The organism is Lactobacillus paragasseri (genome assembly GCF_003584685.1).
In the GTDB taxonomy this organism is placed as follows: domain Bacteria; phylum Bacillota; class Bacilli; order Lactobacillales; family Lactobacillaceae; genus Lactobacillus; species Lactobacillus paragasseri.
On the sequence record NZ_AP018549.1, the window covers coordinates 806995 to 832244 of the forward strand.

At 34.5% G+C, this 25250-nt stretch carries 20 protein-coding genes, 1 tRNA gene and 2 pseudogenes; 18 read left to right on the top strand and 5 right to left on the bottom strand.

Annotation, left to right across the window (positions count from 1 at the left end):
• The first annotated feature begins 49 nt into the window (after nucleotides 1-49).
• Both LpgJCM5343_RS03950 and yjeM read left to right on the top strand, forming a co-directional pair.
• Entirely contained in the window at nucleotides 50-577 is a 528-nt protein-coding gene (locus LpgJCM5343_RS03950) for an adenine phosphoribosyltransferase (protein WP_003647467.1), read from the top strand.
• Between the two features lie 126 nt (nucleotides 578-703).
• Nucleotides 704-2212 (top strand): glutamate/gamma-aminobutyrate family transporter YjeM, encoded by a 1509-nt coding sequence (yjeM, locus tag LpgJCM5343_RS03955; RefSeq protein WP_101890624.1) that lies wholly within the window; start codon nucleotides 704-706, stop codon nucleotides 2210-2212.
• 64 nt (nucleotides 2213-2276) lie between these two features.
• Here yjeM and cls read toward each other — a convergent pair whose 3' ends face one another.
• Entirely contained in the window at nucleotides 2277-3764 is a 1488-nt protein-coding gene (cls, locus tag LpgJCM5343_RS03960; protein ID WP_039156906.1) for a cardiolipin synthase, read from the bottom strand.
• A gap of 135 nt (nucleotides 3765-3899) precedes the next feature.
• Between cls and LpgJCM5343_RS03965 the strand changes: the two genes are divergently transcribed.
• The 3 genes and pseudogenes from LpgJCM5343_RS03965 to LpgJCM5343_RS03975 all read left to right on the top strand — a co-directional run bounded on the left by LpgJCM5343_RS03965 (nucleotide 3900) and on the right by LpgJCM5343_RS03975 (nucleotide 6904).
• Nucleotides 3900-4856, top strand: coding sequence for a thymidylate synthase (locus LpgJCM5343_RS03965; RefSeq protein WP_077959062.1), 957 nt, complete (start codon nucleotides 3900-3902; stop codon nucleotides 4854-4856).
• A gap of 29 nt (nucleotides 4857-4885) precedes the next feature.
• Entirely contained in the window at nucleotides 4886-5395 is a 510-nt protein-coding gene (locus LpgJCM5343_RS03970) for a dihydrofolate reductase (RefSeq protein WP_003649012.1), read from the top strand.
• 166 nt (nucleotides 5396-5561) lie between these two features.
• Nucleotides 5562-6904, top strand: a pseudogene (locus LpgJCM5343_RS03975) (SLC45 family MFS transporter).
• 86 nt (nucleotides 6905-6990) lie between these two features.
• Here the strand turns inward: LpgJCM5343_RS03975 and LpgJCM5343_RS03980 are convergent.
• Nucleotides 6991-9258, bottom strand: coding sequence for an HAD-IC family P-type ATPase (locus tag LpgJCM5343_RS03980; protein ID WP_101890625.1), 2268 nt, complete (start codon nucleotides 9256-9258; stop codon nucleotides 6991-6993).
• 123 nt (nucleotides 9259-9381) lie between these two features.
• Here LpgJCM5343_RS03980 and LpgJCM5343_RS03985 point away from each other — a divergent pair, with 123 nt between their 5' ends.
• The 7 genes and pseudogenes from LpgJCM5343_RS03985 (at nucleotide 9382) to bsh (ending at nucleotide 15950) form a co-directional block, all read left to right on the top strand.
• Complete coding sequence (locus LpgJCM5343_RS03985; RefSeq protein WP_049159593.1) at nucleotides 9382-10230, top strand: LysR family transcriptional regulator; 849 nt, start codon at nucleotides 9382-9384, stop codon at nucleotides 10228-10230.
• Nucleotides 10231-10508: 278 nt separating this feature from the next.
• Nucleotides 10509-10596: transfer RNA gene (locus tag LpgJCM5343_RS03990), tRNA-Ser, on the top strand.
• A gap of 154 nt (nucleotides 10597-10750) precedes the next feature.
• On the top strand, nucleotides 10751-11335 hold the full coding sequence (locus LpgJCM5343_RS03995; RefSeq protein ID WP_003649008.1) for a phosphatase PAP2 family protein: 585 nt from the start codon (nucleotides 10751-10753) through the stop codon (nucleotides 11333-11335).
• A 177-nt stretch (nucleotides 11336-11512) separates the two neighbouring features.
• Nucleotides 11513-12799 carry a phosphopyruvate hydratase gene (gene eno, locus LpgJCM5343_RS04000; protein WP_113576167.1) on the top strand — a complete coding sequence of 429 codons (1287 nt, stop codon included), beginning with the start codon at nucleotides 11513-11515 and terminating at the stop codon, nucleotides 12797-12799.
• A 115-nt stretch (nucleotides 12800-12914) separates the two neighbouring features.
• Nucleotides 12915-13195: pseudogene (locus LpgJCM5343_RS04005) on the top strand (hypothetical protein).
• A gap of 52 nt (nucleotides 13196-13247) precedes the next feature.
• Nucleotides 13248-14870, top strand: coding sequence for an ABC-F family ATP-binding cassette domain-containing protein (locus LpgJCM5343_RS04010; protein ID WP_101890626.1), 1623 nt, complete (start codon nucleotides 13248-13250; stop codon nucleotides 14868-14870).
• A 99-nt stretch (nucleotides 14871-14969) separates the two neighbouring features.
• Complete coding sequence (gene bsh, locus LpgJCM5343_RS04015) at nucleotides 14970-15950, top strand: choloylglycine hydrolase (RefSeq protein WP_049159599.1); 981 nt, start codon at nucleotides 14970-14972, stop codon at nucleotides 15948-15950.
• 62 nt (nucleotides 15951-16012) lie between these two features.
• Here the strand turns inward: bsh and LpgJCM5343_RS04020 are convergent, their stop codons facing one another.
• The 3 genes from LpgJCM5343_RS04020 to LpgJCM5343_RS04030 all read right to left on the bottom strand — a co-directional run bounded on the left by LpgJCM5343_RS04020 (nucleotide 16013) and on the right by LpgJCM5343_RS04030 (nucleotide 18223).
• On the bottom strand, nucleotides 16013-16402 hold the full coding sequence (locus LpgJCM5343_RS04020; RefSeq protein ID WP_077410342.1) for a helix-turn-helix domain-containing protein: 390 nt from the start codon (nucleotides 16400-16402) through the stop codon (nucleotides 16013-16015).
• A gap of 229 nt (nucleotides 16403-16631) precedes the next feature.
• The gene (locus LpgJCM5343_RS04025) at nucleotides 16632-17483 is read right to left on the bottom strand and encodes a DNA/RNA non-specific endonuclease (RefSeq protein WP_020807341.1); all 852 of its coding nucleotides are present in this window, start codon (nucleotides 17481-17483) and stop codon (nucleotides 16632-16634) included.
• Nucleotides 17483-18223, bottom strand: a complete 741-nt coding sequence (locus LpgJCM5343_RS04030; protein ID WP_101890627.1) for a sunset domain-containing protein — start codon at nucleotides 18221-18223, stop codon at nucleotides 17483-17485. The genes LpgJCM5343_RS04025 and LpgJCM5343_RS04030 overlap by 1 nt, the downstream gene beginning before the upstream one ends.
• 392 nt (nucleotides 18224-18615) lie before the next feature.
• On the opposite strand from LpgJCM5343_RS04030, the gene LpgJCM5343_RS04035 reads away from it, so the two are divergent.
• From LpgJCM5343_RS04035 to LpgJCM5343_RS04060, 6 genes are all read left to right on the top strand, one after another.
• Nucleotides 18616-19470: a MetQ/NlpA family ABC transporter substrate-binding protein gene (locus LpgJCM5343_RS04035; protein ID WP_039156886.1), complete on the top strand. Its 855-nt coding sequence runs from the start codon at nucleotides 18616-18618 to the stop codon at nucleotides 19468-19470.
• A gap of 15 nt (nucleotides 19471-19485) precedes the next feature.
• Entirely contained in the window at nucleotides 19486-20535 is a 1050-nt protein-coding gene (locus LpgJCM5343_RS04040; RefSeq protein ID WP_003649000.1) for a methionine ABC transporter ATP-binding protein, read from the top strand.
• Nucleotides 20528-21229, top strand: coding sequence for a methionine ABC transporter permease (locus LpgJCM5343_RS04045; protein WP_101890628.1), 702 nt, complete (start codon nucleotides 20528-20530; stop codon nucleotides 21227-21229). Before LpgJCM5343_RS04040 ends, LpgJCM5343_RS04045 begins: the two co-directional genes overlap by 8 nt.
• Nucleotides 21230-21367: 138 nt before the next feature.
• The gene (locus LpgJCM5343_RS04050; RefSeq protein ID WP_101890629.1) at nucleotides 21368-22774 is read left to right on the top strand and encodes a class II fumarate hydratase; all 1407 of its coding nucleotides are present in this window, start codon (nucleotides 21368-21370) and stop codon (nucleotides 22772-22774) included.
• Nucleotides 22775-22788: 14 nt separating this feature from the next.
• The gene (locus tag LpgJCM5343_RS04055) at nucleotides 22789-24162 is read left to right on the top strand and encodes a flavocytochrome c (protein WP_039156884.1); all 1374 of its coding nucleotides are present in this window, start codon (nucleotides 22789-22791) and stop codon (nucleotides 24160-24162) included.
• Nucleotides 24163-24242: 80 nt separating this feature from the next.
• Nucleotides 24243-25169 carry an L-lactate dehydrogenase gene (locus LpgJCM5343_RS04060; protein ID WP_101890631.1) on the top strand — a complete coding sequence of 309 codons (927 nt, stop codon included), beginning with the start codon at nucleotides 24243-24245 and terminating at the stop codon, nucleotides 25167-25169.
• The last annotated feature ends 81 nt before the right edge of the window (nucleotides 25170-25250 follow it).

The following is a 25250-nucleotide window of genomic DNA, read 5'->3' on the forward strand; positions in this document are numbered from 1 at the left end:
GTTAGGTCTGATTTTTCAATGAAAGTCTAAAATGGAGGTTTCTCTTTAAATGGCAATTGATTTTAAAGAACACATTGCAAGTGTAAAAGATTTCCCAAATAAGGGAATTATCTTTCGCGATATTACCCCAATTTTGCAAGATGGGAAGCTATATCGAGCTGCTACTCATGAATTAGCTGAATACGCTAAGAGTCGTGGAGCAGAAGTAATTGTTGGTCCTGAAGCTCGTGGATTTATTGTCGGCTGTCCTGTTGCAACAGAATTAGGAATTGGTTTTGTACCGGCTCGTAAGCCTCATAAGTTGCCACGCGAAGTAGAAAGTGCTTCTTATGATTTAGAATACGGTTCAAATGTCTTAGAAATGCATAAAGATGCAATTAAGCCAGGGCAAAAAGTTGTTATTTGCGATGATTTGATGGCTACCGCAGGCACCTTGCACGCAACTAAGGAATTAATTGAAAACTTGGGCGGAGAAGTAGTTGGTGCAGCATTTTATATTGAATTAACTGACTTGAAGGGAAGAGAACAATTCCCTGATTTAGATATTTATTCTCTTGTTAAGTACCACGGTGCATAAGAGTTATTAAGAAGGCCGAATTAAGGCCTTTTTTATTTTGCTCAATTTCAATCAGTTTTGTATTAATTTAATAAAAAGCGCATAATAGTTAATGTTTGTTTGAAAGAGGGAGTGTTTTAGTTTTTTATGAAAAAAGACAAATCCGTCAAAATTGGATTAAAAAGTCTAGTTTTGATGATCTTTTCAGCCATTTTTGGCTTTAGCAATTCATTAACTGCCTATTATCAAATGGGGTATGCAAGTATTGTTTGGTACATTATAACCGCAATTTTATTCTTTTTGCCTTCTGCATTAATTTTTGCAGAATATGGAGCTGCTTTTAAGGGAGTTAAAGGTGGAATTTTTTCTTGGCTTAAAGGATCAGTTAGTGAAAAAACTGCATTTATTGGTACTTTTATTTGGCTAGCTGCTTGGGTTGTTTGGCTGGTGTCGTCGACTCAATTTTTCTTGGTGTCAGTGTCGACTGCAATTTCAGGTCATGATACAACGCAAAGTTGGCATTTTTTAAGTTTGTCATCAACACAATTATTGGGAATTTTAGAAGTAATATTTTTAGTAGTAGTGACTTTTTTTGCAGCTAAAGGTGTCGATAAAATTGCTGCTGTAAGTAATGTTGGTGGCTTTTTTACTTTAGCTATTACCATTGGCTTTACTTTAGTATCTATTTTAGTTTTCTTTTTGAATCATGGACATTTAGCAGAACCGTTGACTACGCAATCACTAGTTCATTCACCTAATCCAGCTTTTCAATCTCCAATTGCTGTGGTGTCATTCATTGTTTATGCATTATTTGCTTATGGTGGTTTAGAGACATCAGCAGGAGTAATTGATTCTGTTGATAAACCTGAAAAGACTTTTCCTAAAGCTTTGATCACAGCTATGATCTGGATGACAGCTTTATATGTCTTAAACATTTTAATGTGTGGAGTTGCTGCAAATTGGAGTAGCGAATTAAGTGGCAAAAATGTTGATTTGGCCAATGTGGAATATGTTTTGATTAACAATTTGGGGGTTGAAACAGGAAAGGCTTTCGGACTTTCTCATTCGGCTTCATTGACACTTGGTGCAACATTTTCTCGGTTTGCTGGGTTAGCTGATGTATTGGCTGGAATTTCAGCAGCATTTTTAATGGTTTATTCACCTGTTAAGTCTTTTATTGAAGGCTGTGACCCTAAACTTCTACCTAAAAACTTGGTTAAATTGAATAAACATGGCATGCCAGAACGTTCAATGTGGGTTCAGGCAGTGATTGTTAGTGTTATTATCTTATTTATCTCTTTTGGTGGTAATGCAGCGGGTCAGTTTTATACTATTTTGATGGATATGATGAATGTTTCATCGTCAGCTCCTTACTTATTTTTGATTGGAGCTTATCCTTTCTTTAAGATGAAGCAGGGAATTGATCGTCCATTTGTATTTATTGAGGGAAAAAAGCGTGTCTGGACAGTAACACTTGTGGTTTGGCTTGTGGTTGCAATTGATATTATCTTTACTTGTGTTGAGCCGCTCTTTACTGGAGATTATGCAACATCCTTCTGGACTGCTATTGGACCAGTAGCCTTTGGAATTATTGCTTGGATATATTATTCGTATCAAGAAAGAAAAAGCGTTACTGTAGTTGATGAAGAAGAATAACGAAAAAATAAAAGAAGCTTCTATAGTTTAGAAAACTAGGAGGCTTCTTTTATTTTTACCAGTTTTATAAAATAGGTGATAGCAATCTTGAGAAATACTGTTTGAATTTGCGCCAGTGAGATTGATCATTAAAGTATTTTTTAGTTAATAATGTTGATTCTTTTAGATCTTTTTCAAATATTCCTTTTAATTCAGTTGTAAGAGCAGGATTGTATGTAAAAGCATTTACCTCAAAATTAAGCTGGTAACTCCGAAAATCTTGATTAGCCGAGCCAACTGAAGCAATATTAGAACCACTTACAATGGTTTTAGCATGTATAAAACCATTATCATACTTATAAACTTTTACGCCGTTATTAACCAGGTACTTGGCGTAATATTCAGTTGCTCGATAAACGAAGGGATGATCTGGCATAGATGGAATCATAATTCGAACGTCTACGCCACTTTTTGCAGCAATAATTAAGGCTTCTAAGATTGAGTCACCTGGAATTAAATATGGCGTTTGAATGTAGACGTAGTTTTGGGCTTGCGCAATTATTTCTTCATAGGCACGACGAATACCAAAATTACTGTTATCAGGACCTGAAGAAACAATTTGCATTGGAACTAAGTTCTTAGCTTGAACAACATTTAATCTGAAGTTTTCAATTAAATTATCAACACTATATGTAGAAAGATGAGATTTACGACAACTTGTATTCCAATCCATTGCAAAACGAATTTCCATCAGGAGGGCTGCCTGTCCTGTAACTCGCAAATGCGTATCGCGCCAATGACCGAATTTTTTGCTTCGATCAACATACTGATCCCCAATATTAAAACCACCAATATAACCAATTTGATTATCGATGATAACTAGTTTTCGGTGTAAATGATAATTAGCACGCGGGGTAGTAAAGAAACGATTACCAGCTGTTGAAATAAATGGTTGGGCTTTTCCACCTAGTTGTCGAAGCTTATTGAAAAAGGAGGGCTTTGTACCGCGGGAACCACTAGCATCGTAAAGAACTCGAACTTTAACACCGCGATTAGCAGCTTTTTCTAATGCTTTTAGAACTTGGTTACCTAATTGATCATCATAAAAAGTATAGAATTCAATATTGATGCTACTTTTTGCTTGTTCGATATTTTTAATGAGATTTTGAAATAAAACTTTTCCATCAATAAAAGTTTCTACCTCATTGTTAAAGGTAAGGAGAGCATCGTCATTGTTTAAATTTAATTCAACCAGTCTTCGTGCCCGGGGATTTTGATCTTTATTAGGTAATAGATCATGTAACTTTAATAATTTATTTTGCTCATTTAAAAACTGGTCTCGGAATTTTTGCTGTTCAGCTTTAATTGAAAAAATATCATCATGAGATAGTTGGCGACCAGTAAATAAATATAGAATGAAACCAACATATGGTAAGATCGATAGAATTAAAAGCCAAGCCCAGGTTGAGGCAATATCACGATGGCTGCGAAAAACTGTCCAGATAGCTAAGCCAACATTAATTAACCAAAGTATTTCAATAATGCGTCTAATGATATCCCAGGTTAAAATCATTAAAATCCCTCCAATTGTATAGATAATTAATTCTACCATATCTCGAAATATACAAAATATAGTATTTGTATTTACCAAAGCACTAAATCTATGATAATTTAAGTTATAACGTGCGCAATAGAAAGAAGAAAGACAATGGCAACTTTAGAGCAACCATACTTGGATTTATTAAATAAAATTATGACTGAGGGTCATGATAAGGAAGATAGAACTGGAACGGGGACAAGAAGTTTATTTGGAGCTCAAATGCGGTTTGATTTAAGTGATGGTTTTCCTATTTTAACTACTAAAAGAGTTTCTTTTGGTCTTATTAAAAGTGAATTATTGTGGTTTTTAAGAGGAGACACTAATATTCGATTTTTGTTAGAGCATAATAATCATATTTGGGATGAATGGGCATTTAAGAATTGGGTTGAAAGTGATGAATATCATGGCCCTGATATGACTAATTTTGGGCTCAGAAGTCAAAAGGATGCCAAATTTAAGAAAGTTTATCAAGAAGAAATGAAGAGGTTTGGCGAACGAATCTTAGCTGATCAAGACTTCGCAGCCAAATTTGGTAATCTTGGAGATGTTTATGGCGCTCAATGGCGTCACTGGCAAAAGCGAGAGGGAGGTTTTATTGATCAAATTCAAAATGTGATTGATCAAATTAAAAAGACGCCATACTCAAGAAGATTAATTGTTAGTGCTTGGAATCCAGAAGATGTCCCAAATTCAGCGCTGCCACCTTGTCATGTTTTATTTCAATTTTATGTTAATGATGGTCGTTTAAGTGTTCAGCTTTATCAGAGATCTGGAGATATGTTTTTAGGAGTTCCTTTTAATATTGCTAGCTATTCTTTACTAGTTAATTTAATAGCTCAAGAAACTGGTCTTAAACCTGGTGAATTTATTCATACTTTAGGGGATGCACATATTTATCGGAACCATTTTGATCAAGTAAAGGAATTATTAACTAGAAAACCTTATGATTCACCAAAGCTTTGGTTAAATCCTGATAAGAAAAAGATTGAAGATTTTGAAATGTCAGATATCAAACTTGTTAATTATAAGCATCATGGTACTATTAAAGCACCTGTCGCTGTTTAGTTTATACAATTTATAAGGGAGAGTTGAGAATGATAAGATTTATATGGGCAGAGGATGAAGACGGACATATTGGTTATCAAGGCACCTTGCCCTGGCATTTGCCAGCTGATCTAAGGCATTTTAAGGATTTAACTTCTAATCATGTAATTGTTATGGGAAGACGGACCTTTGAAAGTTTCCCTGGATTATTACCTAAAAGACAGCATATTATTCTCTCGACTAGTCCAACTTTACAGCGTAAATACCAAGATAATGTACACGTCCAAATTTTTTCTCAACTTGAAGAATTAAAGAACTGGATAAAGCATCATAGCAACCAAACAATTGATATTATTGGCGGAAGAAGAGTCTTTGAAGAATTTATGGACGAGGTTGATATTTTAGAAAAGACTAAGATTCACCATGTTTTTAAGGGTGATACTCTGATGCCAGAGATAAATTATGGAGATTTTAAATCAGTTAATTCTGAAATTCATCAAGCAGATGAGAAAAATAAATTTGCATACGATTTTTTAGAATATAAAAGAATAGAAAAATGATAAACTTTATAAAAAGCTAACAATCATTATTTAGTTGTAATAATTGTTAGCTTTTTTGATACATTTAGTTACCGGTAACACTTCATTTTCCGTTGAAAGCATTTTCAGCCTCACTTAGTATAAAATATTGAAAGCGCTTGTGCGTTAAATAGCGAGGGAGAAAACTATGAATGAAAATGATAAAGTAGCTGGTTTACCAGAACTTGCTAAAAGTGTGATTTGGATGATTAATTTTGGGTATTTAGGTATCCAAATTGCTTTTACACTTGAAACATCACAAATGAGTCGTATTTTTCAAACTTTGGGTGCGGATCCTACGAAGTTAGGTTGGTTTTTCATTTTACCGCCTTTGGCTGGTTTAGTTGTTCAACCAGCCATTGGATCACTTTCTGATAAAACTTGGGCACCTAAGCTTGGCGGAAGAAGATTACCGTATTTATTAATTGGAATGATTTTTGCGGTAATTATGATGCTACTGCTACCAAATATCGGAAGTTTTGGTTTAGGTTATGGATCGGTTGAAGCCTTGGTATTTGGTGCTATTGCAATTGCTATTTTAGATGTATCTGCAAATATGGCTATGCAACCCTTCAAAATGATGATTGGTGATATGGTTAATGACGAACAAAAATCATATGCATATGGCATTCAAAGTATGCTTTCGAATTCTGGTGCAGTAATCGCAGCATTTTTCCATTTCTATTGACTATTCTTGGAGTTGCTAATACTGCTAAAAAGGGTGTAGTACCACAATCAGTTGTAATTTCTTTTTATGTAGGTGCCGTAATCCTTGTTATTACTAGCTTGTTAACAGTAACAAAGGTGCATGAATATGATCCTAAAACTTATGCACGTTATCATGGTATTAATGAAGAAGATAATAAAAAAGATGGAAATTGGTTTGTCTTATTAAAAAAAGCACCGAAAGTCTTCTGGGAAGTTTCATTAGTCCAATTATTTTGCTGGTTCTCATTTCAATATTTATCAACTTATGCTACAGGTGCAATCGCAGCTAATGTATGGAAGGCATTTGACCCAGCCTCTGCTGGATATCAGCTTGCAGGCAACTGGTTTGGCGTTTTGACTGCTGTGCAATCAATTGCCGCAGTAATTTGGTCATATATTTTGGCAAAAGTACCAAATAATCATCATAAGTTGGGGTATGGAATTAGTTTATTATTTGGAGCTGTGGGATATGGCTCGATCTTTTTTATTAAATCTCAAAATTTACTTATCTTGTCATTTATTTTAATTGGAATTTCTTGGGCAGCGATGAATACTTATCCTTTGACGCTGGTTTCAAATGCCTTATCTGGCAAACATATGGGGACATACTTGGGTTTATTTAACTGTTCAATTTGTTTACCTCAAATTATTGCTTCATTGTTGAGTTTTATCTTATTCCCACTCTTAAAATGTTCAATGCCTGCAATGATGCTAACGGCAGGAATTTCCGGGATTTTAGCGGCAATTTCTGTTTTATTTATTAAGGAAACGTATCGAAATTAATTTATTTAATAATGTTCATTAAAAATTCCATCTTAGCGAGCAAAAAGAAGCAGACTACTTTCAAAATAGTAGTCTGCTTCTTTTAATTATTTATTTTTCATAATTGGTTGATAGAACAAATCAATTACGATAGCGGCGATTAAAGCTACAATTATTGTTAATCCAAGATTGGTAAAGTTGATTTTAGTCATCGCTAAGCCTAATAGTGCGAGTGTAAAAGTTAATAAAACATCAATAATTTGAACAATTGCAACTGATTTTGATGGAGCTGATTGCCAGAAAAATTTTCTAGTCCTAGTGATTAAGACAATTAACATTGCACTTAAAACGAGGTAAACATAAACCATTGTTGATACTGTTCCTTGAGCATAATTGTGAGAAACCAGATACCAAACAAAACCAAAACCGATCACAGTCCAACCAGCTGCCAGTGAGAAAGCAATTTTGGCTAATTTAAGCATATTCCAGCTTTCTGGCTTATAAGTGATATGTGTGTTATCGGTACCAATCATCATCGTTACCATATTATTCATGATAGTGTAAATAACCATTGCATTTAAGGCCATTGGGATGTAGTTGAAACATAAGTAGCCAAATGTTAGAAGCATAGTTAATTCTGCTGTACGAGATAATTTGGTTAAAGACCAAGTCGTCATTCTTTGATAAACGCGATGACCAGCATCTAAGATTTTAACAATTGGAGTAAGACCATCCTCTAGAAGTACCATCTTACCACTGCGTTTGGCAACATCAGCGGCATTTGAAACGGCGATTCCAACTTCAGCTTGCTTTAAGGCTGGTGCATCATTAACACCGTCCCCAGTCATTCCAACAATATAACCATCTTTCTGGAAAAGTTTAACCATTTTTAATTTATCTTCAGGTAGCACATCAGCGATTCCTGCTAAATCATTAACATCAGTTTTATCATTAAAATCGTGAATTGAAATTACTTTTCCGGTTAAGCCAACTTCTTTTGCAACTGCTTCAGCAGTTCTGCGATTATCTCCAGTCAGCATAATTGGCTTGATTCCACGCTTCTTAAGCTCTTCTAAAGCCTTTTTTGAATCTGATCTGACTTTGTCGCGTAAAATAAATACACCGGAGAGTTTATCATTAATTAAAACAGCAACTGAGCGTCCCGCTGTGAAATCAATGTTTTTTGCCTCTTGATCAGCATTTTTATCAATTAAAGATAGCTGCTTAAAAGAACCTAATTTAATATTGTAGTTTTTAACTTCAGCCATCGAATAGCCAGTATTGGAAGTAAAAGGCGTAAAAGAGTTAGGTATATCAGGAGTAATTCCTTTTTCTGTCAGATAGTCGTTAATAGCTGTATCTATAATGCTTGGGCTACGCTTATCTATTGCAGCTCCAACTAAAGCTAAAACCTCTTTATTTTGAAGTTTGCTTAAATTATCCCATTGAGAAACTGCGGTTTTATTTTCGGTGATAGTTCCAGTTTTATCAAGTAAAAGCAAGTTTAAGTTAGCAGCGTCTTGAATTCCTGTTAAGTCTGAAGTTAGAACACCTTCTTTGCTAAGGCGCGTAGCTTCAAAGGAGTTAGATAAGGCAAAAGTAGATGGCATTGCAACCGGGATAGAAGCGATGAACATCATGGCCAAGAATGGCAACATTTCAATGACATTTTGTCCCCTAATTAAAGCAGCAATTACTAAAATTAAGGTTAAAACTCCATCTAATAAACAAAGGTAGTAAATAATTCTTGTAAGAAGTTGTTGCAAGTGACCTGGAGCTGCAGAATTATTAATTAAGTTAATAGTTTTACCTGAGCGAGAATTACTTCCAGTTGCAATTACTGTCGCAAGCGCATCACCATCAACTACAGTAGTTCCAGCATAGGCAGTTTTGCCAACAGATTTTTTTATAGCTTTTGACTCGCCTGTGATAGAGCTTTCATCAACTGTAATTTGACCTTGGACAATTTTTACATCAGCGGCCAAAACATCTCCGCGTTTTAAACTAATTAAGTCTCCCGCAGCTAAAAACTTTGAATTAAGCTGCTTCCATTTTCCATTTCGTTTTACTGAAACAGTAGGAGTTAATTCGTGAGAAATTGTATTTAAAACTCGACGAGATTTTTTCTTTTGAGTTGCACCATTAAAAGCAGCAAACAAAAGCATCAGTAAAACAAATAGGGACTGAATCCACTTGCCCAAAATGCATTCTAAGATTAGGGCGGCTTCTAAGATCCAAGCAGATAAGTTCCATAATTTTGACATGAATTCTTTAAAGAAATTAAATTCAGGTTCAGGTACTTCATTGAGACCGTCTTTTTTTAGACGCTCTTTTGCTTGGGCGTCAGTCAGTCCATTTAAGTCTTTATTTTCCATGAAAATCCTCCATTAAATCTTTATTTCCTAAAGTATTTTAGCGCAGTTCTTGCTATTAAGAAAATATCAAATTAAGATATAAGATATTAAAAAAATAGATATCAATTAAGAAGATGAACGATAATGAATCTAAAACAATTAAAATATTTTTTAGTGGTAGCTGAAGAAAGACAGATTACATCGGCTGCTAAAAAATTATTTATTGCTCAACCACCATTGAGTTATCAATTGAAACAATTAGAAAAAGAAATTGGGGCACAACTTTTTATTAGAAATGCTCATGGGATGGAATTAACTGAAGAGGGGAAGGCTTTTCAAAAGTATGCTGAAAAAATTGTTGACCTTAGCTTAACTGCGACAAGTCAGATAAGGCAAATTAAAACAGGTGAATTAGGTAAAATTCGAATTGGAGTTATTTCTTCTTGCGGAGGAGTTGTTCCGAATAAGCAATTTAAGAAATTAATTGAATATTACCCCAATGTATCTTTTGAAATACATGAAGCAAATACCTTTGGAATTATTGAACAATTGCAAGATGGAATTATTGATTTAGGAATTGTAAGAACTCCGTTTAACCTTGAAGGATTGAATTTTAAAGATTTTCATCAAGAGCCGATGGTTGCAGTTACAAATAATAATGACTTTGATAGAGGAAAGATTGAACATTTAAGTCAATTAAAAGGTAAGCCAATTATTTTATATCGTCGTTTTCAGGAAATATTCAATCGGAGTTTTCGTCATCAAGGGATTCGACCTTTCTATGCAGTAACTTGCGATGATGCCCGAACGGCAATTCACTGGGCTGATGAAGGCTTAGGAATTGCTTTAGTTCCCCAATCAATAGCGCAGACATACGCAAAAAGTAGTATTGTTTCAATTAAACATGCGCACTGGGTTACTCATTTAAATATTGTATGGCGTAAGGATAGACAAGTTACACCGTTAATGGAAAAAATTATTGAAATGTTTTAACCAAAAAAGCCAACCGAAACGGTTGGCTAGAAATTTAATTGCTTTTAATAATTTTATGGTTTAGGTAACGCTCAATAGCCTGGCGCATTAATTTTATTTTGCGGGGCTTGTAAATAATTATCTTTGCCATAATATGAGTCCTTTCATTGTCAATCAGTATATTTTTAAGATACATGAAAAATATGAAAGAATAGTGACTTTTTGAAGACAAATTTTAGAATTGGGATTTTTTTATTTACCATTTATTTCTTAATTGCTATAATAAAAACGTTGCAATTGGAGAGTTGGCAGAGTGGCAATGCACCGGACTCGAAATCCGGCGAACCGGCTTATACCGGCGCGCAGGTTCAAATCCTGTACTCTCCTTAACTTCGTATAGCCTAGCGGTATATTAGTATTATTTAATATTGATATACCGCTATTTTTATCTTAATTTGTTAAATAAATTTTAAAAACATATGTCTTTTATTTATTTGCTGTTACAATGAGCATTAGCACATTTGATTGAGGTTAGATAAAAGTGAAATTACATTGTTTAATTCAATTAATGATTTCAGCGATAATTCTGTTAGGATTAATATTTAATATTAGAAATTCACGTCTCTTTAATTTCTATGATCATTTATTGCACCATAAGCTTGTTAGAAATAGAGATAGCAAGATTTGGAAAATTATTACGATTTTAAATGAGCCTAAGGTGATTGTAGTTTGGGATTTTTTGCTAGCTGGACTTTTAGTTTTGCTTAATCATCCTTGGCTGGCAGTTTGGTCACTTGGCACTTTAGCAGTAACCGATGCAGTTGGAATTTTTTTGAAGCATTCAGTAAAAAGACAAAGACCTCTATCGATGAAAACATATCGAGATGGATATAGCTTTCCAAGCGGTCATGTTTTAAGTGCAACAATAATGTCATTAATGCTCTGGCAAATTTTTGGACATACTATGGGTATTTGGTTGTTAATCATTTTGATAATTGCTTGGGGATTAGTAGTTATATCACGCTTAAACATGCGAGCACATTATCCATCTGATGTTTTAGGAGCGACTAGTTTAGCTCTATTTTGTTTTACAATTGCACAACAACTTTTGGGATTGGCCTTTTAAAAGGTCAATCTTTTTTTGCAAAAAAATAATTGCCTTCTTTAGTTTACATACTCACAAAGTTGCTTTAAAATAAATCTGTAGTCAAAAGGGCTATGCCTAAAAGCGACGAAAGACACTGACTAGTGCCAATTCGGTTAGTTTGTATTTTTCGCCACAAATTTAAGGAGGATTTTTTTAATGCTCAAATCAGTTATTGAGAATATACATGCACTTGAAATCTTTGATTCACGTGGTAACCCAACTGTTGAAGTTTTCGTTACCCTTTCAAACGGTGTCGTAGGTAAGGCCGAAGTTCCATCTGGTGCTTCAACTGGTGAAAACGAAGCTGTTGAATTACGTGATGGTGGTTCACGTCTTGGTGGTAAAGGTGTTATGAACGCTGTTAACAACGTTAACACTGAAATCAACGATGCTTTAAAGGGATTAGATCCACACGATCAACCAAACATTGACGCAACTATGATCGCTTTAGACGGTACTCCAAACAAGGGTCGTCTTGGTGCTAACGCTATCTTGGGTGTATCTATGGCTACTGCTTGTGCAGCTGCTAAGGATAACCACCAACCATTGTACCGTTACCTTGGTGGTACTGACCTTGAAATGCCTCAAACTTTCCACAACGTTATTAACGGTGGTGAACACGCAGACAACGGTATCGATATTCAAGAATTCATGATTACTCCAGTTGCTAAGACTTCATTCCGTGATGGTTTTGAAAAGATTGTTAACGTATACCACACTTTGAAAAAAGTTCTTGAAGACATGGGTTACGAAACTGGCTTAGGTGACGAAGGTGGTTTCGCTCCTAACATGAAGAACTCAGAAGAAGCTTTAAAGGCATTACATGAATCAATTATTAAGGCTGGTTACAAGCCAGGTGAAGATATTGCTATTGCATGTGACTGTGCTGCTTCATACTTCTACAACAAAGAAGACGGCAAGTACCACCTTGAAGGTAAAGTTCTTACTGACGAAGAATTGGCAGATTACTACGACAAGTTACTTGACGAATTCCCAGAATTAATTTCTATGGAAGACCCATACGATGAAAACGATGTTGAAGGTATGGTTAAGTTCACTGAAAGCCACAAGGACCGTATCCAAATTGTTCTTGACGACTTCATTTGTACTAACCCTAAGCTTTTGAACAAGGCTATTCACGAAGGTGCTGGTAACGCTTCATTAATCAAGTTGAACCAAATCGGTACTGTTACTGAAACTCTTGAAACTATTCGTCTTTCACGTAAGAATGGTTACAACACTATGATTTCTCACCGTTCAGGTGAAACTGGTGATACCTTCATCGCTGACTTCGCAGTTGCTGTTAACGGTGGTCAATTGAAGAGTGGTGCTCCAGCTCGTTCAGAACGTGTTGAAAAGTACAACCGTTTACTTGAAATTGAAGAAGAACTTGGTAAGGGTGAACGTTTAGCATTCTTCCCAGACAACGTTGACTTAGACTAATTTAAGTTAATATTTCTTTAAAAAGAGATTGATTTTTGATCAATCTCTTTTTTTATGCTTGAGTTAGTTATGGAAAGTAAGTAAACTAGATACTATAGATAGAAAGGAAGATTAGTTGAAAAAGAAAATTAAATCTTTTGATAATAAAACTGTGTTAACAATTGGACGAATTGGATCTGTCTTGTCTGTTTTGATGTATGTTTCTTATATCCTCAAATTATGAATAATTTGCAGGGAAATTATGGTAATCCAATTCAACCATTGGTTGCGGCTATTAACTGCTTTATTTGGGTTTTATATGCCCTATTAAGAGAGAAAAAAGATTGGCCGTTATTTGTAGCTAATTTTCCAGGAATCTTATTTGGATTAGCTACATTTGTTACTAGTTTGCACTAATTTTTCAGTCGATCGTTTTCTATAAAAAATAGATGTAAGAGGGGAAAATAATTTGATTACTGTCTCAGATTTGAGTTTAAATTTATCTGGTCGTACTTTATACGAAGATGTTAACTTAAAATTTACTCCCGGTAATTGTTATGGAGTAATTGGCGCTAATGGTGCGGGTAAGTCTACTTTTTTAAAACTTTTAGAAGGTAAAATTGAACCTACAACAGGAAATATTTCTATTGACGCTAATGAAAGAATGTCTAGCTTAAATCAAGATCACTTTGCGTTTGAAGATTGTACTGTTTTAGATACAGTGATTCAGGGGCATAAAGAACTTTATCAAGTAATGAAAGATAAGGATGAGCTTTATTCTAAACCTGATTTTAGTGATGAAGATGGTGTAAAGGCAGCTGAACTTGAATCCAAGTTTGCGGAGCTTGATGGCTGGAATGCGGAAGCTGATGCTTCTAAATTGTTGCAATCTTTAGGTATTCCTGAAGACTTGCATCAAAGTAAAATGAGCGAGTTACCAGAAGCAGATAAAGTTAAAGTTTTATTAGCGCAAGCCTTGTTTGGTAATCCTGATATTCTTTTACTTGATGAGCCGACTAACGGTTTAGACGTTCACACCGTAAATTGGCTTGAAGATTTTTTAGCTGATTATCCAAATATTGTTATTGTTGTATCTCACGATCGTCACTTCTTAAACCAAGTATGTACACAAATGTGTGATGTTGATTACGGCAAAATTCAGCTCTATATGGGTAATTATGATTTTTGGTATGAATCAAGTAAGCTAGCTTCAGAATTAGCAGCTAACCAAAATGCAAAGAAGGAAGAAAAAATCAAAGAACTTCAAGAGTTCATTGCTCGTTTTTCAGCAAATGCATCTAAGTCTAAGCAGGCTACATCAAGAAAGAAACAATTAGAAAAAATTACGCTTGACGATATTAAACCATCTTCTCGTAAATATCCTTATGTTAAGTTCGAAATGCATCGAGATTTAGGAAACGATTTATTAAAGGTTGAAGACGTATCTTACAGCGTTGATGGCGAAAAAATCTTAGACCATGTTTCATTTATTGTGCGACCTGGAGATAAGGTTGCCTTTTTATCACGCAATACTTTAGCAACTACTGCTTTAATGGATATTATTGCTGGTAAAATAAAACCAGAAACTGGCACTGTGACATGGGGACAAACAACTGCTTTTAACTATATGTCTCGTGATTTGAACGCTAACTTTAACAATGATGAACTAACGATTTTAGATTGGCTACGTCAATATGCTACTAAAGAACAGGATGATAATACTTTCCTACGCGGCTTCTTAGGTCGAATGCTCTTTTCTGGAGAAGAAATTGAGAAGAAAATTAAGGTGCTTTCCGGTGGAGAAAAGGTGCGTTGCCAACTGTCTAGGATGATGTTAGAACCAGCTAATGTATTGGTAATGGATGATCCGACAAATCACTTGGACTTAGAGTCAATTACTTCTCTTAATGATGCATTGAAAGATTATCAAGGATCAATTCTGTTTACTTCCCATGATCATGAATTTATTCAAACGATTGCTGATCATATTGTAGAAGTTGGACCTAAAGGAATTGTTAGTCGAGCTGATACGAATTATGATGAATTTCTAAACAGTACAACAATTCAAGAACAAGTAGAAAATATTTATTAAAATATAGGAAAAAAGGAATTTTATTGTGAAAATTCCTTTTTATTTTGTCAAAAAAGAGTACTATAAAACTTGTGAGCTTTTTTAAGGAGGATTTGTAAAATGTGTACCTCAATTATTTATGATTCAAACGGCCAACATTATTTTGGGCGTAATTTAGATTTAGAAATTTCTTTTGGTGAACACCCAGTAATTACACCGAGAAATTATGTGTTCAAATATCGGAAGTTACCTAATAGAAAGGCAACCTATGCTATGATTGGGATGGCAATCGTTAAAGATAACTATCCTTTATATTTTGATGCAGCTAATGAGAAAGGGTTAGGAATTGCTGGACTTAATTTTGATGGTCCATGTCACTATTTCCCCGAATCAGCAGAAAAAGAAAATGTGACTCCATTTGAATTAATCCCATATTTATTGAGTCAATATGCTTCAGTTGATGAGGTAAAAGATGCATTAGAAAATGTTAATTTGGTTGATATTAATTTTTCTAAAAAATTACAATTATCACCGCTACATTGGTTAATTGCTGATAAGACTGGTAAGTCAATTGTTGTAGAATCAACTGTAAGTGGCTTACATGTCTATGACAATCCAGTTCATGTTTTGACTAATAACCCGGAATTTCCAGGTCAATTAACCAATTTAGCAAATTACGCTAATATTTCTCCTGCACAACCTAAAAATACTGTGGTTCCTGATGCTGATATTAATCTTTATAGTAGAGGTTTAGGTACACATCACTTACCTGGAGGAATGGATTCAGCCAGTCGATTTGTTAAAGTTGCCTTTGTTCGAGCTCATGCACCTGAAGGCAAGGATGAGGCAAGTAGTATAACAAATTATTTCCATATTCTTCATTCTGTCGAACAACCAAAAGGAACAGATGAAGTAGGTCCAAATTCATATGAATATACTATTTACTCTGATGGAACTAATTTGGAGACTGGAACTTTCTACTATACCAACTATGAAAATAATCAAATTAATGCTATTAAATTAAGCAATGAAAATTTAGATAGTGACAAGTTAATTGATTATGAATTGCTTGAAAAGCAACATATTAACTATCAAAATTAAATTTTAAAAATAAAAAACTTTGACAGATAGAATACAATTGTAATTCTAAATGTCAAAGTTTTTTATTTATCTTCTTTAGCAAAAGTATTAATTATAGTAATAAAACTCTTAGCTAAAGCTTCTTCCTGAGCGACAGGAAGCTTTTTCATGTCATTTGTAAGTTTGTCAAGAAAAACACGGTCATTACTTAACTTGTTTACAAATGTCTGTGATTTGGGAGTTTTTGAGGATTCATCAATTAAAGTAATTACGGATGTTTGTAGTGCTTTTGCAATCGCATCTAATTTTTGAATACTGATATTTTGGTTACCTGTTCTTTCAATCTTAGAGATGAAATTTACTGATAGACTACTGAATTCCGCAAGGTCCTCTTGAGTCATTCTCAAACTCCTGCGTCTTTTTTTGATCGCAGCTCCTAAGTTGTCTATCACTTCAATCACAATTCCTTTCACACAGATTTCTGCCTGCGCTTTTTAGAATAAAGTTAAACTGTAATTAAATGAAGAATTTATAATATTATCTTCCTTCATTTAGTATATTCATACACCAAAACCTGCTGGACAAACGCTAACCATATTGGTGTTATGAGCTATTAAAATTAATTTAAACTTAGGAAATTTGAGAGAGGCGAAAAGCAGTATAACAAATATCAAAATTTTAATGTAGTTATTTTATTAAATTTTAAGAAATTTTGCTGTTTCCAGTATTATAATCTAGGGTTACTCCATCTTGTACATTAAAAATATAAACATGAAAATGAACGTCATTTGAATTAATAGATTGTCCTTCCATTTCAACTCCGCGAGCGAGTAATTCATTATTTCTAAAAATTGGTGTTACTCGGTAGCGGACATAATTGGTCGGCGAAGATTTTAAGTAAGTGGCTACTTCATTTTCATACATTAGCATGTCAGGATCATTTAAGTGCCTAGTTCCTGTCATTAAGTTTTTCCAATTATTGTTTTGGCCAGTTAATTGGTAGCCAATTAAGTGTGAACGATTAAAGAGCCAATGATGATTTATCTTTTTATTATGCCAGCCAGTTGGGTTAACATGAAGCGCTTCTCTTTTAGTCTTGGGCATTAATGATTTGTTTAAAAGTGCATTGGCTGCTGTTACTCGATTTTGAGAATCAAGATCACCATATTTTTGCCAAGCGCCCTGGCTGGTATCCAAGTCTTCCTTTGAAAAATCAGGATTATTGTTATTAACATTAACAACGCTTTTACCTTCGTAATTGAGAGTAGACAATTTTTGTTTACTTAAAGACTCAACAGCATTGGGATTTGTGTAATGCTTTAATTGTTTTTGAAGATCAGCTATTTTTTTATCTAGAGAACTAATTTTCTTTTCAACTTTATGATTTTTATTTTTTAAACGACTAGCTTCTTTTTGATCACTATAGTCATACTTGTATTTTTTAACAATCTTAATAGCACTAGCTGAACTTATCTGAGAGGTATATGTTTGACCGGCTCCTAATGAAAACAAGAGGGCAGCGGCTAAAAATTGAGTAATTTTTTTATTTATCATTATCTTTTCGCCTTTCTATAACCAGCATTAATAGCATCTTGCTCACTATTAAAATAGACTGCATTGGCTGAATGCATGTGGTAGCCTGCTTGTCCGGGAACGTGGTAGATCTTTGAATTGCAATTGCCGACAATTGTACCCTGATTTGCAGTATATAGATCACCTTGACTTTGACTAGATGAGCCATTATTGTTTGTTTCTTGATTTTGCTTAGCTTTTTTCTGTGCTTCTTCAATTTCTTTCTTTTTGGCAGCAGCTTCTTTTTGGGCTTGAGCTCCAGCAGCCTTTCTTTCCTGTTCAGCTTCTTGTTTTTGCTTTTCTTCTTTTGCTTGATAGTCATCAAGTTGATTTTTTAATTTATTATATTCGGCTTGCTTGTTTTTTTCTTCCTGCGTAAGAACTTTAGCTCTAGCTTTTTCTTTATTAAGTTCTTTCGTACCTACTTTTTTAGTAATTGTCTTAGTGACAGTTTTGTGGGCTATTTTTTTACTTTTAGTTAAGGTAGTTTTTTGAGTAGACTGTTGGCTTGTATTGTGCGAACTAGGAGAGGTGACCAATCCTAATACGAAGAATAAGCCAATTGTGACACAGTTGGCCCAAAGAATCGGATGAGCGGCTTTTTTGAATAAAAATTTTTTAACAAGATAATATGGAATTAGGTAGAACCAAAAGAGGATCCACATAATTATTTTGACAACTTTATTTTTCATCTTACTTTCTCCATTCATAAATATCCTCATGTATCAGGATAATATAATGGTTTCGATAAGAAAATAAAAAATTAAAAAAAGACTTGACTAAAATTGATTAAGATTATAATATATTTTTAACAATTAACTTAAACATTTTGCTAGTTGAGTAAATTAGGGATGTTCTTTTAGAGAGTCTATGTGTGGTGGAAGTAGATAGGACAGCTAATTGAAGATGGACTAGAAATTAAAATGGTGGTAATGAATTTTAATAATAAGTTACCAACGGAGTTGCGATCGTTAACAACGCAAGGTAATTCTTAATTAAGTTTAAGAGCTACTTACTAAGGTTATTTACGTGAGTAAATAGCAAATTAAAGGTGGTAACGCGAGCACTCGTCCTTCTTGGGATGAGTGCTTTTTTGTTTTAGGAGGAAAGCACGATGCATAAGAAAAGAATTAGAAATCGGATAATTTGGTCAGTGGTAGCAGTTTTAATCGTCATTGCTGGGTGGTTTAGTTTTGGCCCCACGAGTACTAATACAAAAGATCAAAAAGAAGTAGTTGTTGGGGTAGTTGGTCAAACCAAGCAAGACGCAGAGATTTGGAAAAGCGTCGCAGAAACTGCTAAAGAAGATTATGGTATAAAAATTAAAATTAAGAATTTTACTGATTATAACCAGCCAAATAAGGCTCTTCAAAATGGTGATATTGATCTAAATGCCTTTCAGCACTATACATTTTTAAACGCTTGGAATAAGGCAAATCATGGTTCATTGGTTGCAATTGGAAATACTTATATTGCTCCAATCAGATTATATTCAAAGAAATATAAGAATATTAATGAGTTGCCACAAGGAGCTACAATTGCAGTTCCAAATGATGCTTCTAATGAATCAAGAGCTTTATATGTATTAAAGAATGCAGGATTAATTAAATTAAGAAAAGGCGTTAAATTAGCTACAGTTGCTGATATTACTTCAAACCCTAAAGGATTAAAAATTAAAGAAGTTAGTGCTGAGCAAACAGCTAGAGTAATTGATGATGTTGATGCAAGTATTGTTAATAACACTTACGCGGTTCCAGCTAAATTAGGTGATAAGCAGACAATTTATATTGAGCCATTAAATAAAGATTCAGAACAATGGATTAATATTATTGTTGCTAACAAAAAGGATAAGAATAACAAGATCTACAAAGATCTAGTTAAGGCATATCAGACTGAAAAGACTAAGAAGTTATCTGAAAAGCTCTACGGTAAGACCGAAATTGCAGCTTGGGGATTGAAGTTGAAGTAAGAAGGAGAAAGTCGAATGACAGCACAAATTAATTTAAAAGATATTACTGTTAAATTTGGAGAAAATAAGGCAGTTAATAATGTAAATTTAGAAATAAACAAGGGCGATATTTATGGTGTAATTGGCTTCTCTGGTGCAGGGAAATCTACCTTGGTTAGGACAATTAATTTACTGCAATATCCTTCTGCTGGTTCTGTAGAAGTTAATGGAACAATTTTGTTTAAAGAAGGTAAACTTCAAGTTTCTAAAAAGCAGCTTCAGGAAAAAAGACGAAAAATTGGAATGATTTTTCAGAATTTTAATCTTTTAAATGAAGAAACTGTGATTGAAAATGTTGCTTTTGCATTGCAGCATACGCATTTATCTGACAAGGAATTAGAAGAAAAATCACTTCATTTATTAGAATTAGTAGGTTTGAAAGATAAATCTGACTTTTATCCAGCGCAATTATCTGGAGGTCAAAGACAGCGTGTAGCAATTGCCCGTGCCCTAGCTAACGACCCTGATATTTTGATTTCTGATGAAGCAACTAGTGCACTTGACCCTAAAACCACTAATCAAATCTTAGATTTGCTTTATGATTTAAACAAAAAACTAGGTTTAACGATTGTTTTGATTACACATGAGATGGATGCGGTAAAAAGGGTTGCAAACAAAATTGCTGTCATGGAAAAAGGGAAAATAATTGAAAAGGGCGATTTGAGAGAGGTCTTCTTGCATCCTCAAAAACAGCTTACACGTCAATTTGTGGGTGGTGCTTTGCAGGCTCAACATATTTTAAATACGTACAACTTTGATAAGCTAGCAGATAATGCAGAATTATATCAGTTAGTTTATAGCATTAATGATGTTACTAAGTCAGTAGTTGCTGATTTAGATGTTTCATTAAATACTAAAGCAAGTATTTTGTATGGAAATGTAGAAGTCTTAAGTGGTGAACCAATTGGAACACTTGCCATTTTATTGAACCTTGATGAGCAAAAACAAAAAGAAGCAATTAAATTTTTAGAAAGTAAAAATGTTGTAGTAACAAAATTAGATAAAGGAGTGCTGACTAATGATTAGTTTTTTGACTAAAAACTTTCCTAATGTTGTGGCCCTAGGGTGGGGCGGAGATGCTGGTTGGGGAACAGCTATTTTCCAAACCTTATTTATGACTTTTTGGTCAGCTATTTTTGGAGGAATTCTTGGTTTAGTTTTTGGTTTACTGCTCGTTTTGACAAAACCAAAAGGAATTTTAGCCAATAAAGTTCTTTACTGGATCGTTGATAAACTAGTATCTATTTTTAGAGCCGTTCCATTTATTATTTTACTGGCTTTTGTTGCTCCAGTTACTCAAAAAATTGTCGGCACTCAAATTGGGATGAAAGCTGCTTTAGTACCATTAACTTTAGGTGTTTTTCCATTTTTTGCTAGACAGGTTCAAGTTGCACTTGAAAGTGTCGATAATGGAAAGATTGAAGCAGCTGAAGCTTTAGGTGCATCAACCAAAGATATTATTTTTGATGTTTATTTAAGAGAAAGTAGATCCGAATTAGCTAGAGTTTCGACAGTAACTTTGATTAGTTTAATCGGCTTAACAGCAATGGCTGGTGCTGTTGGAGCTGGCGGTTTAGGTAATACAGCTATTTCTTATGGTTATAATCGATTTAATAATGACGTTACTCTAGTAGCAACATTATTGGTCTTATTGTTAGTGCTAATTGTACAAGTAGTTGGAGATTTAGTAGCAAAGAGATTGAATCACCAAGAACGTTAATCAGATGGCATTGAATAAGTATTTTTAGTATAATTTAATACAATTATATTAGCGAAGAATTATATTCTCCGCTTTTTGTATGCCCTTTCATTTAAATGTAGCTTATAATGAAGATAATGAAAACGGAGGACAAAAAATATGGTAAAAAAAGGTTATCGTGTTGAAAGTGATACATTAGGTCCAGTGGAAGTTCCTGAAAAAGCATTATGGGGCCCACAAACTCAAAGAAGTAAAGACAATTTCCACACTGGAGCATTAATGCCAATTGGTATTATTCGGGCGCTTCTTCAAATAAAACTAGCTGCTGCTCAAGCTAATATTGAAGCTGGTACTGAAACGGAAGAAAAGGGACGCGCAATAATTGAAGCAATTCATCAATTGCTCGATCTAAATAATGAAGAATTGCAACCATACTTTCCACTTCATGTTTACCAAACTGGATCTGGTACTCAGACTAATATGAACGTTAATGAGGTCGTAGCTAATTTAGCTAATCAGAATCATCCTGGGTTGAATGTTTTACCTAATGATGACGTGAATATGGGACAATCTTCAAACGATACTTTCCCGACTGCAATGAATTTAGTGGCTACGCAAGCTTTAGATGATTTAAAACCATCTGTCAAACACTTAATTAAAGAATTGAAGGTTAAGCAAGATGAATATTGGACTACAGTTAAAGTAGGTAGAACTCACTTACAAGATGCTGTTCCATTGACTTTTGGACAAGAACTATCAGGCTATATTGCTGCTCTAAATCATGATTTAGCTTATATTAATGAATTGGAAGAAACTTTATATGAATTGCCAATTGGTGGAACTGCTGTTGGTACTGGACTTAACGCAGCTCCGGGTATGGCTGAAGATATTGCTGAGCGTTTATCAAGAAAATATGGTCACCAATTTGATGTAAAAACTAATAAATTTTTCGGTTTAGCAAATCACTCAGGCTTGAATGTTGTTCATGGTGCTCTAAAAGCCTTAGCTGCCGATATGTTTAAGATCGCTCAAGATATTCGCTTCCTAGGTTCTGGTCCCAGAGCTGGATTAGGAGAGTTAAATTTGCCGGCAAATGAACCTGGTTCCTCAATTATGCCGGGTAAAGTCAACCCTACTCAAGCAGAAGCGGTTACTATGGCATGCTTAAGAGTATTTGGAAATGACACGACAATCACAATGGCAGCTTCTCAAGGAAACTTTGAAATGAATGTCTTCAAACCTGTCATGATTGCAGCATTCTTAGAATCCGCAAATGTTTTATCAGGAACTATTTCAAGCTTTGCTAATAAGATGATTCATGGTTTGACTGTAAACAAGGAAAGAATGGCAAAAGATGTCACTGATTCCTTAATGACTGTTACTGCGCTTTCACCTCATATTGGCTATCATGAAGCAGCTACAATTGCACAAACTGCAGCTAAAGAAAATACAACTTTACGAACAGCAGCCTTAAAGAGTGGATTAGTCACTAAAGAGCAATATGATAAATGGATGAAGCCAATCACAATGACCAATGCGATGAACACGAAACCAATTGATGATTAAAAGAAGGGAAAAGCATGGCATATAAATTTCCAACACAAACAGTAGATAATTTAAAGGAAGAATATGATGCAATTATCGTTGGTAGTGGCGGTACTGGTTTAGCAGCTGCAATTCAGGCGCATCAATATGGCTTAAATGTTGCTATTTTAGAAAAGAATAGCTTTTTAGGTGGAAATACTATGAGAGCCAGTTCAGGGATGAATGCAGCTGAAAGTATCGTTCAAGCTCGTCTAGGTGTAAACGATAGTATGCAAAAATTTTATGATGAAACGCTAAAAGGCGGCGGTTATATGAATGACCGTGAAATGCTTCATTATTTTGTCGAGCATGCACCGCTAGCTATTGCTTGGCTTGAAGATTTAGGCATTAAGGTAGATGATTTAACTATTACAGGTGGTATGTCCAAAAAGAGAACTCACCGTCCATCTTCAATGGCTCCAATCGGTGCCTTTTTAGTTAATAATTTACTTAAGCTAGCAGATGAGCGTCACATTCCAATTTTTATCGATTCAAAGGTTACTAGCCTGTTACAAGATAAAGATAAGAAAATTACTGGTGTAGAAGTTAATAAGGAACATCAAGTAAGAGCTAAAGCAGTTTTACTTGCTACTGGTGGTTTTGGTGCTGCTAAAGATTTAATTGCTAAATATCGTCCTGATTTGCGTGATTATAAAACAACCAATCAAGCAGGTGCTACTGGAGACGGTTTGAAATTAGCTGATAAAGTTGGGGCACAATTAGAACAGTTGGAGTTAGTTCAGGTTCATCCAACTGTGCAGCAAGATACCGATCACGCATATTTGATTGGTGAAGCAGTGCGCGGCGAGGGAGCAATTTTGGTCGACCGTGATGGTGAGCGGTTTATTAATGAATTAAGTACTCGTAAGATTGTCTCTAATGCGATTACTGAAACTCCTGAGCATTCTGCGTATTTAATTTTTGATCAAGGAGTTAGAGATAGAGTTAAAGCAATCGAATTCTATGACTCAATTAACTTGGTTGTTCATGGAAGTACAATTGAAGAATTAGCTGAAAATATTAAAGTTCCGGCTGCAAATCTGAAAAAAACTCTTCAAAGTTGGAATGAAGCAGTTAAAAAGAATAGTGACACAGAATTTGGACGAACAACTGGTATGGCTAGCTTAGATCATGCACCGTATTATGCGATTCATATTGCACCTGCTATTCACTATACAATGGGCGGAATTCATATTGCGCCTGATACCAGAGTTTATGATACAAATGGCAATTTTATTGCAGGATTATATGCTGCTGGTGAAGTTAGTGGTGGTTTGCATGGAAATAATAGAATTGGCGGTAATTCAATTGCTGAAACGATTATTTTTGGACGTGAAGCAGGGAAAACTATGGCAAAGTTAATTAAATAAAGCGCTTTCAATAAATAGCTTATTTGTGTATACTTAAAGTGTAAAAATTAAGTTTTCATTCAAAGGAGTTATATATAAAAATGAGTCGTAGAAAAGTATTTTTAGTCGGTGACGGTCGTGTTGGCTCAACTTTTGCAAATGATTTATTACAAAATGTAAAAATTGATGAATTGGTAATTTGCGATGTAGTTAAGAAAATTACTGAAGGGGATGCGTTAGACTTAGAAGATCTAGCCCCATTTGTTGGTCAATGTACAGTAAAGAGCGGAGATTACAGTGATGCTAAAGATGCAGATATTGCCGTAATTACTGCTGGTGCTGCAAGAAAACCGGGAATGACTAGATTAGATTTAGTAAATACTAATGTTAAAATCCTAGAATCCATTGTAAAGCCAATTGTCGATTCTGGCTTTAATGGTATTTTCGTTGTTTCTGCAAATCCAGTAGATATTTTAACTACTTTAACACAAAAATTATCTGGTTTTCCTAAGAATAAAATTATTGGAACAGGGACATCTCTTGATACAGCACGTTTGCGTGTAGCATTATCACACAAGACTGGTGTGAATGTTGATCACATTGATGCTTATGTTTTAGGTGAACATGGAGATACTTCTTTTGAAAACTTCGATGAAGCTATTATCGACCATAAACCACTTCGTTCTTACAAAGAATTAGATGAACAAACATTAGTTGAATTGGAAACTGATGTACGCAAAAAAGGTGGCAAGATTATTGCTAACAAGGGTGCAACATTCTACGGCGTTGCAATGTGCTTAACTCAAATTTGTAAGGCAATTTTAGAAAATAATGCTCGCGTTATGCCGTTATCAGCTCCAATGACTGGAGAATATGGTATTCATGATCTTTATCTTGGAAGTCCAGCGGTTGTTACTGCAAATGGAATTAGTGATGTGATCGAGCTTCACTTATCAGAAGATGAGAAAAAGAAAATGACTTATTCAGCAACAAAGATGAAAGAAGTTGTTGATGGAATTGAGCTATAAACAATAGATCCTAAATAGAAAAAGGTTTTGCACTTACTTAAATTAAGAGTGCAAGGCCTTTTTTCTGTGATAAAATTTTAA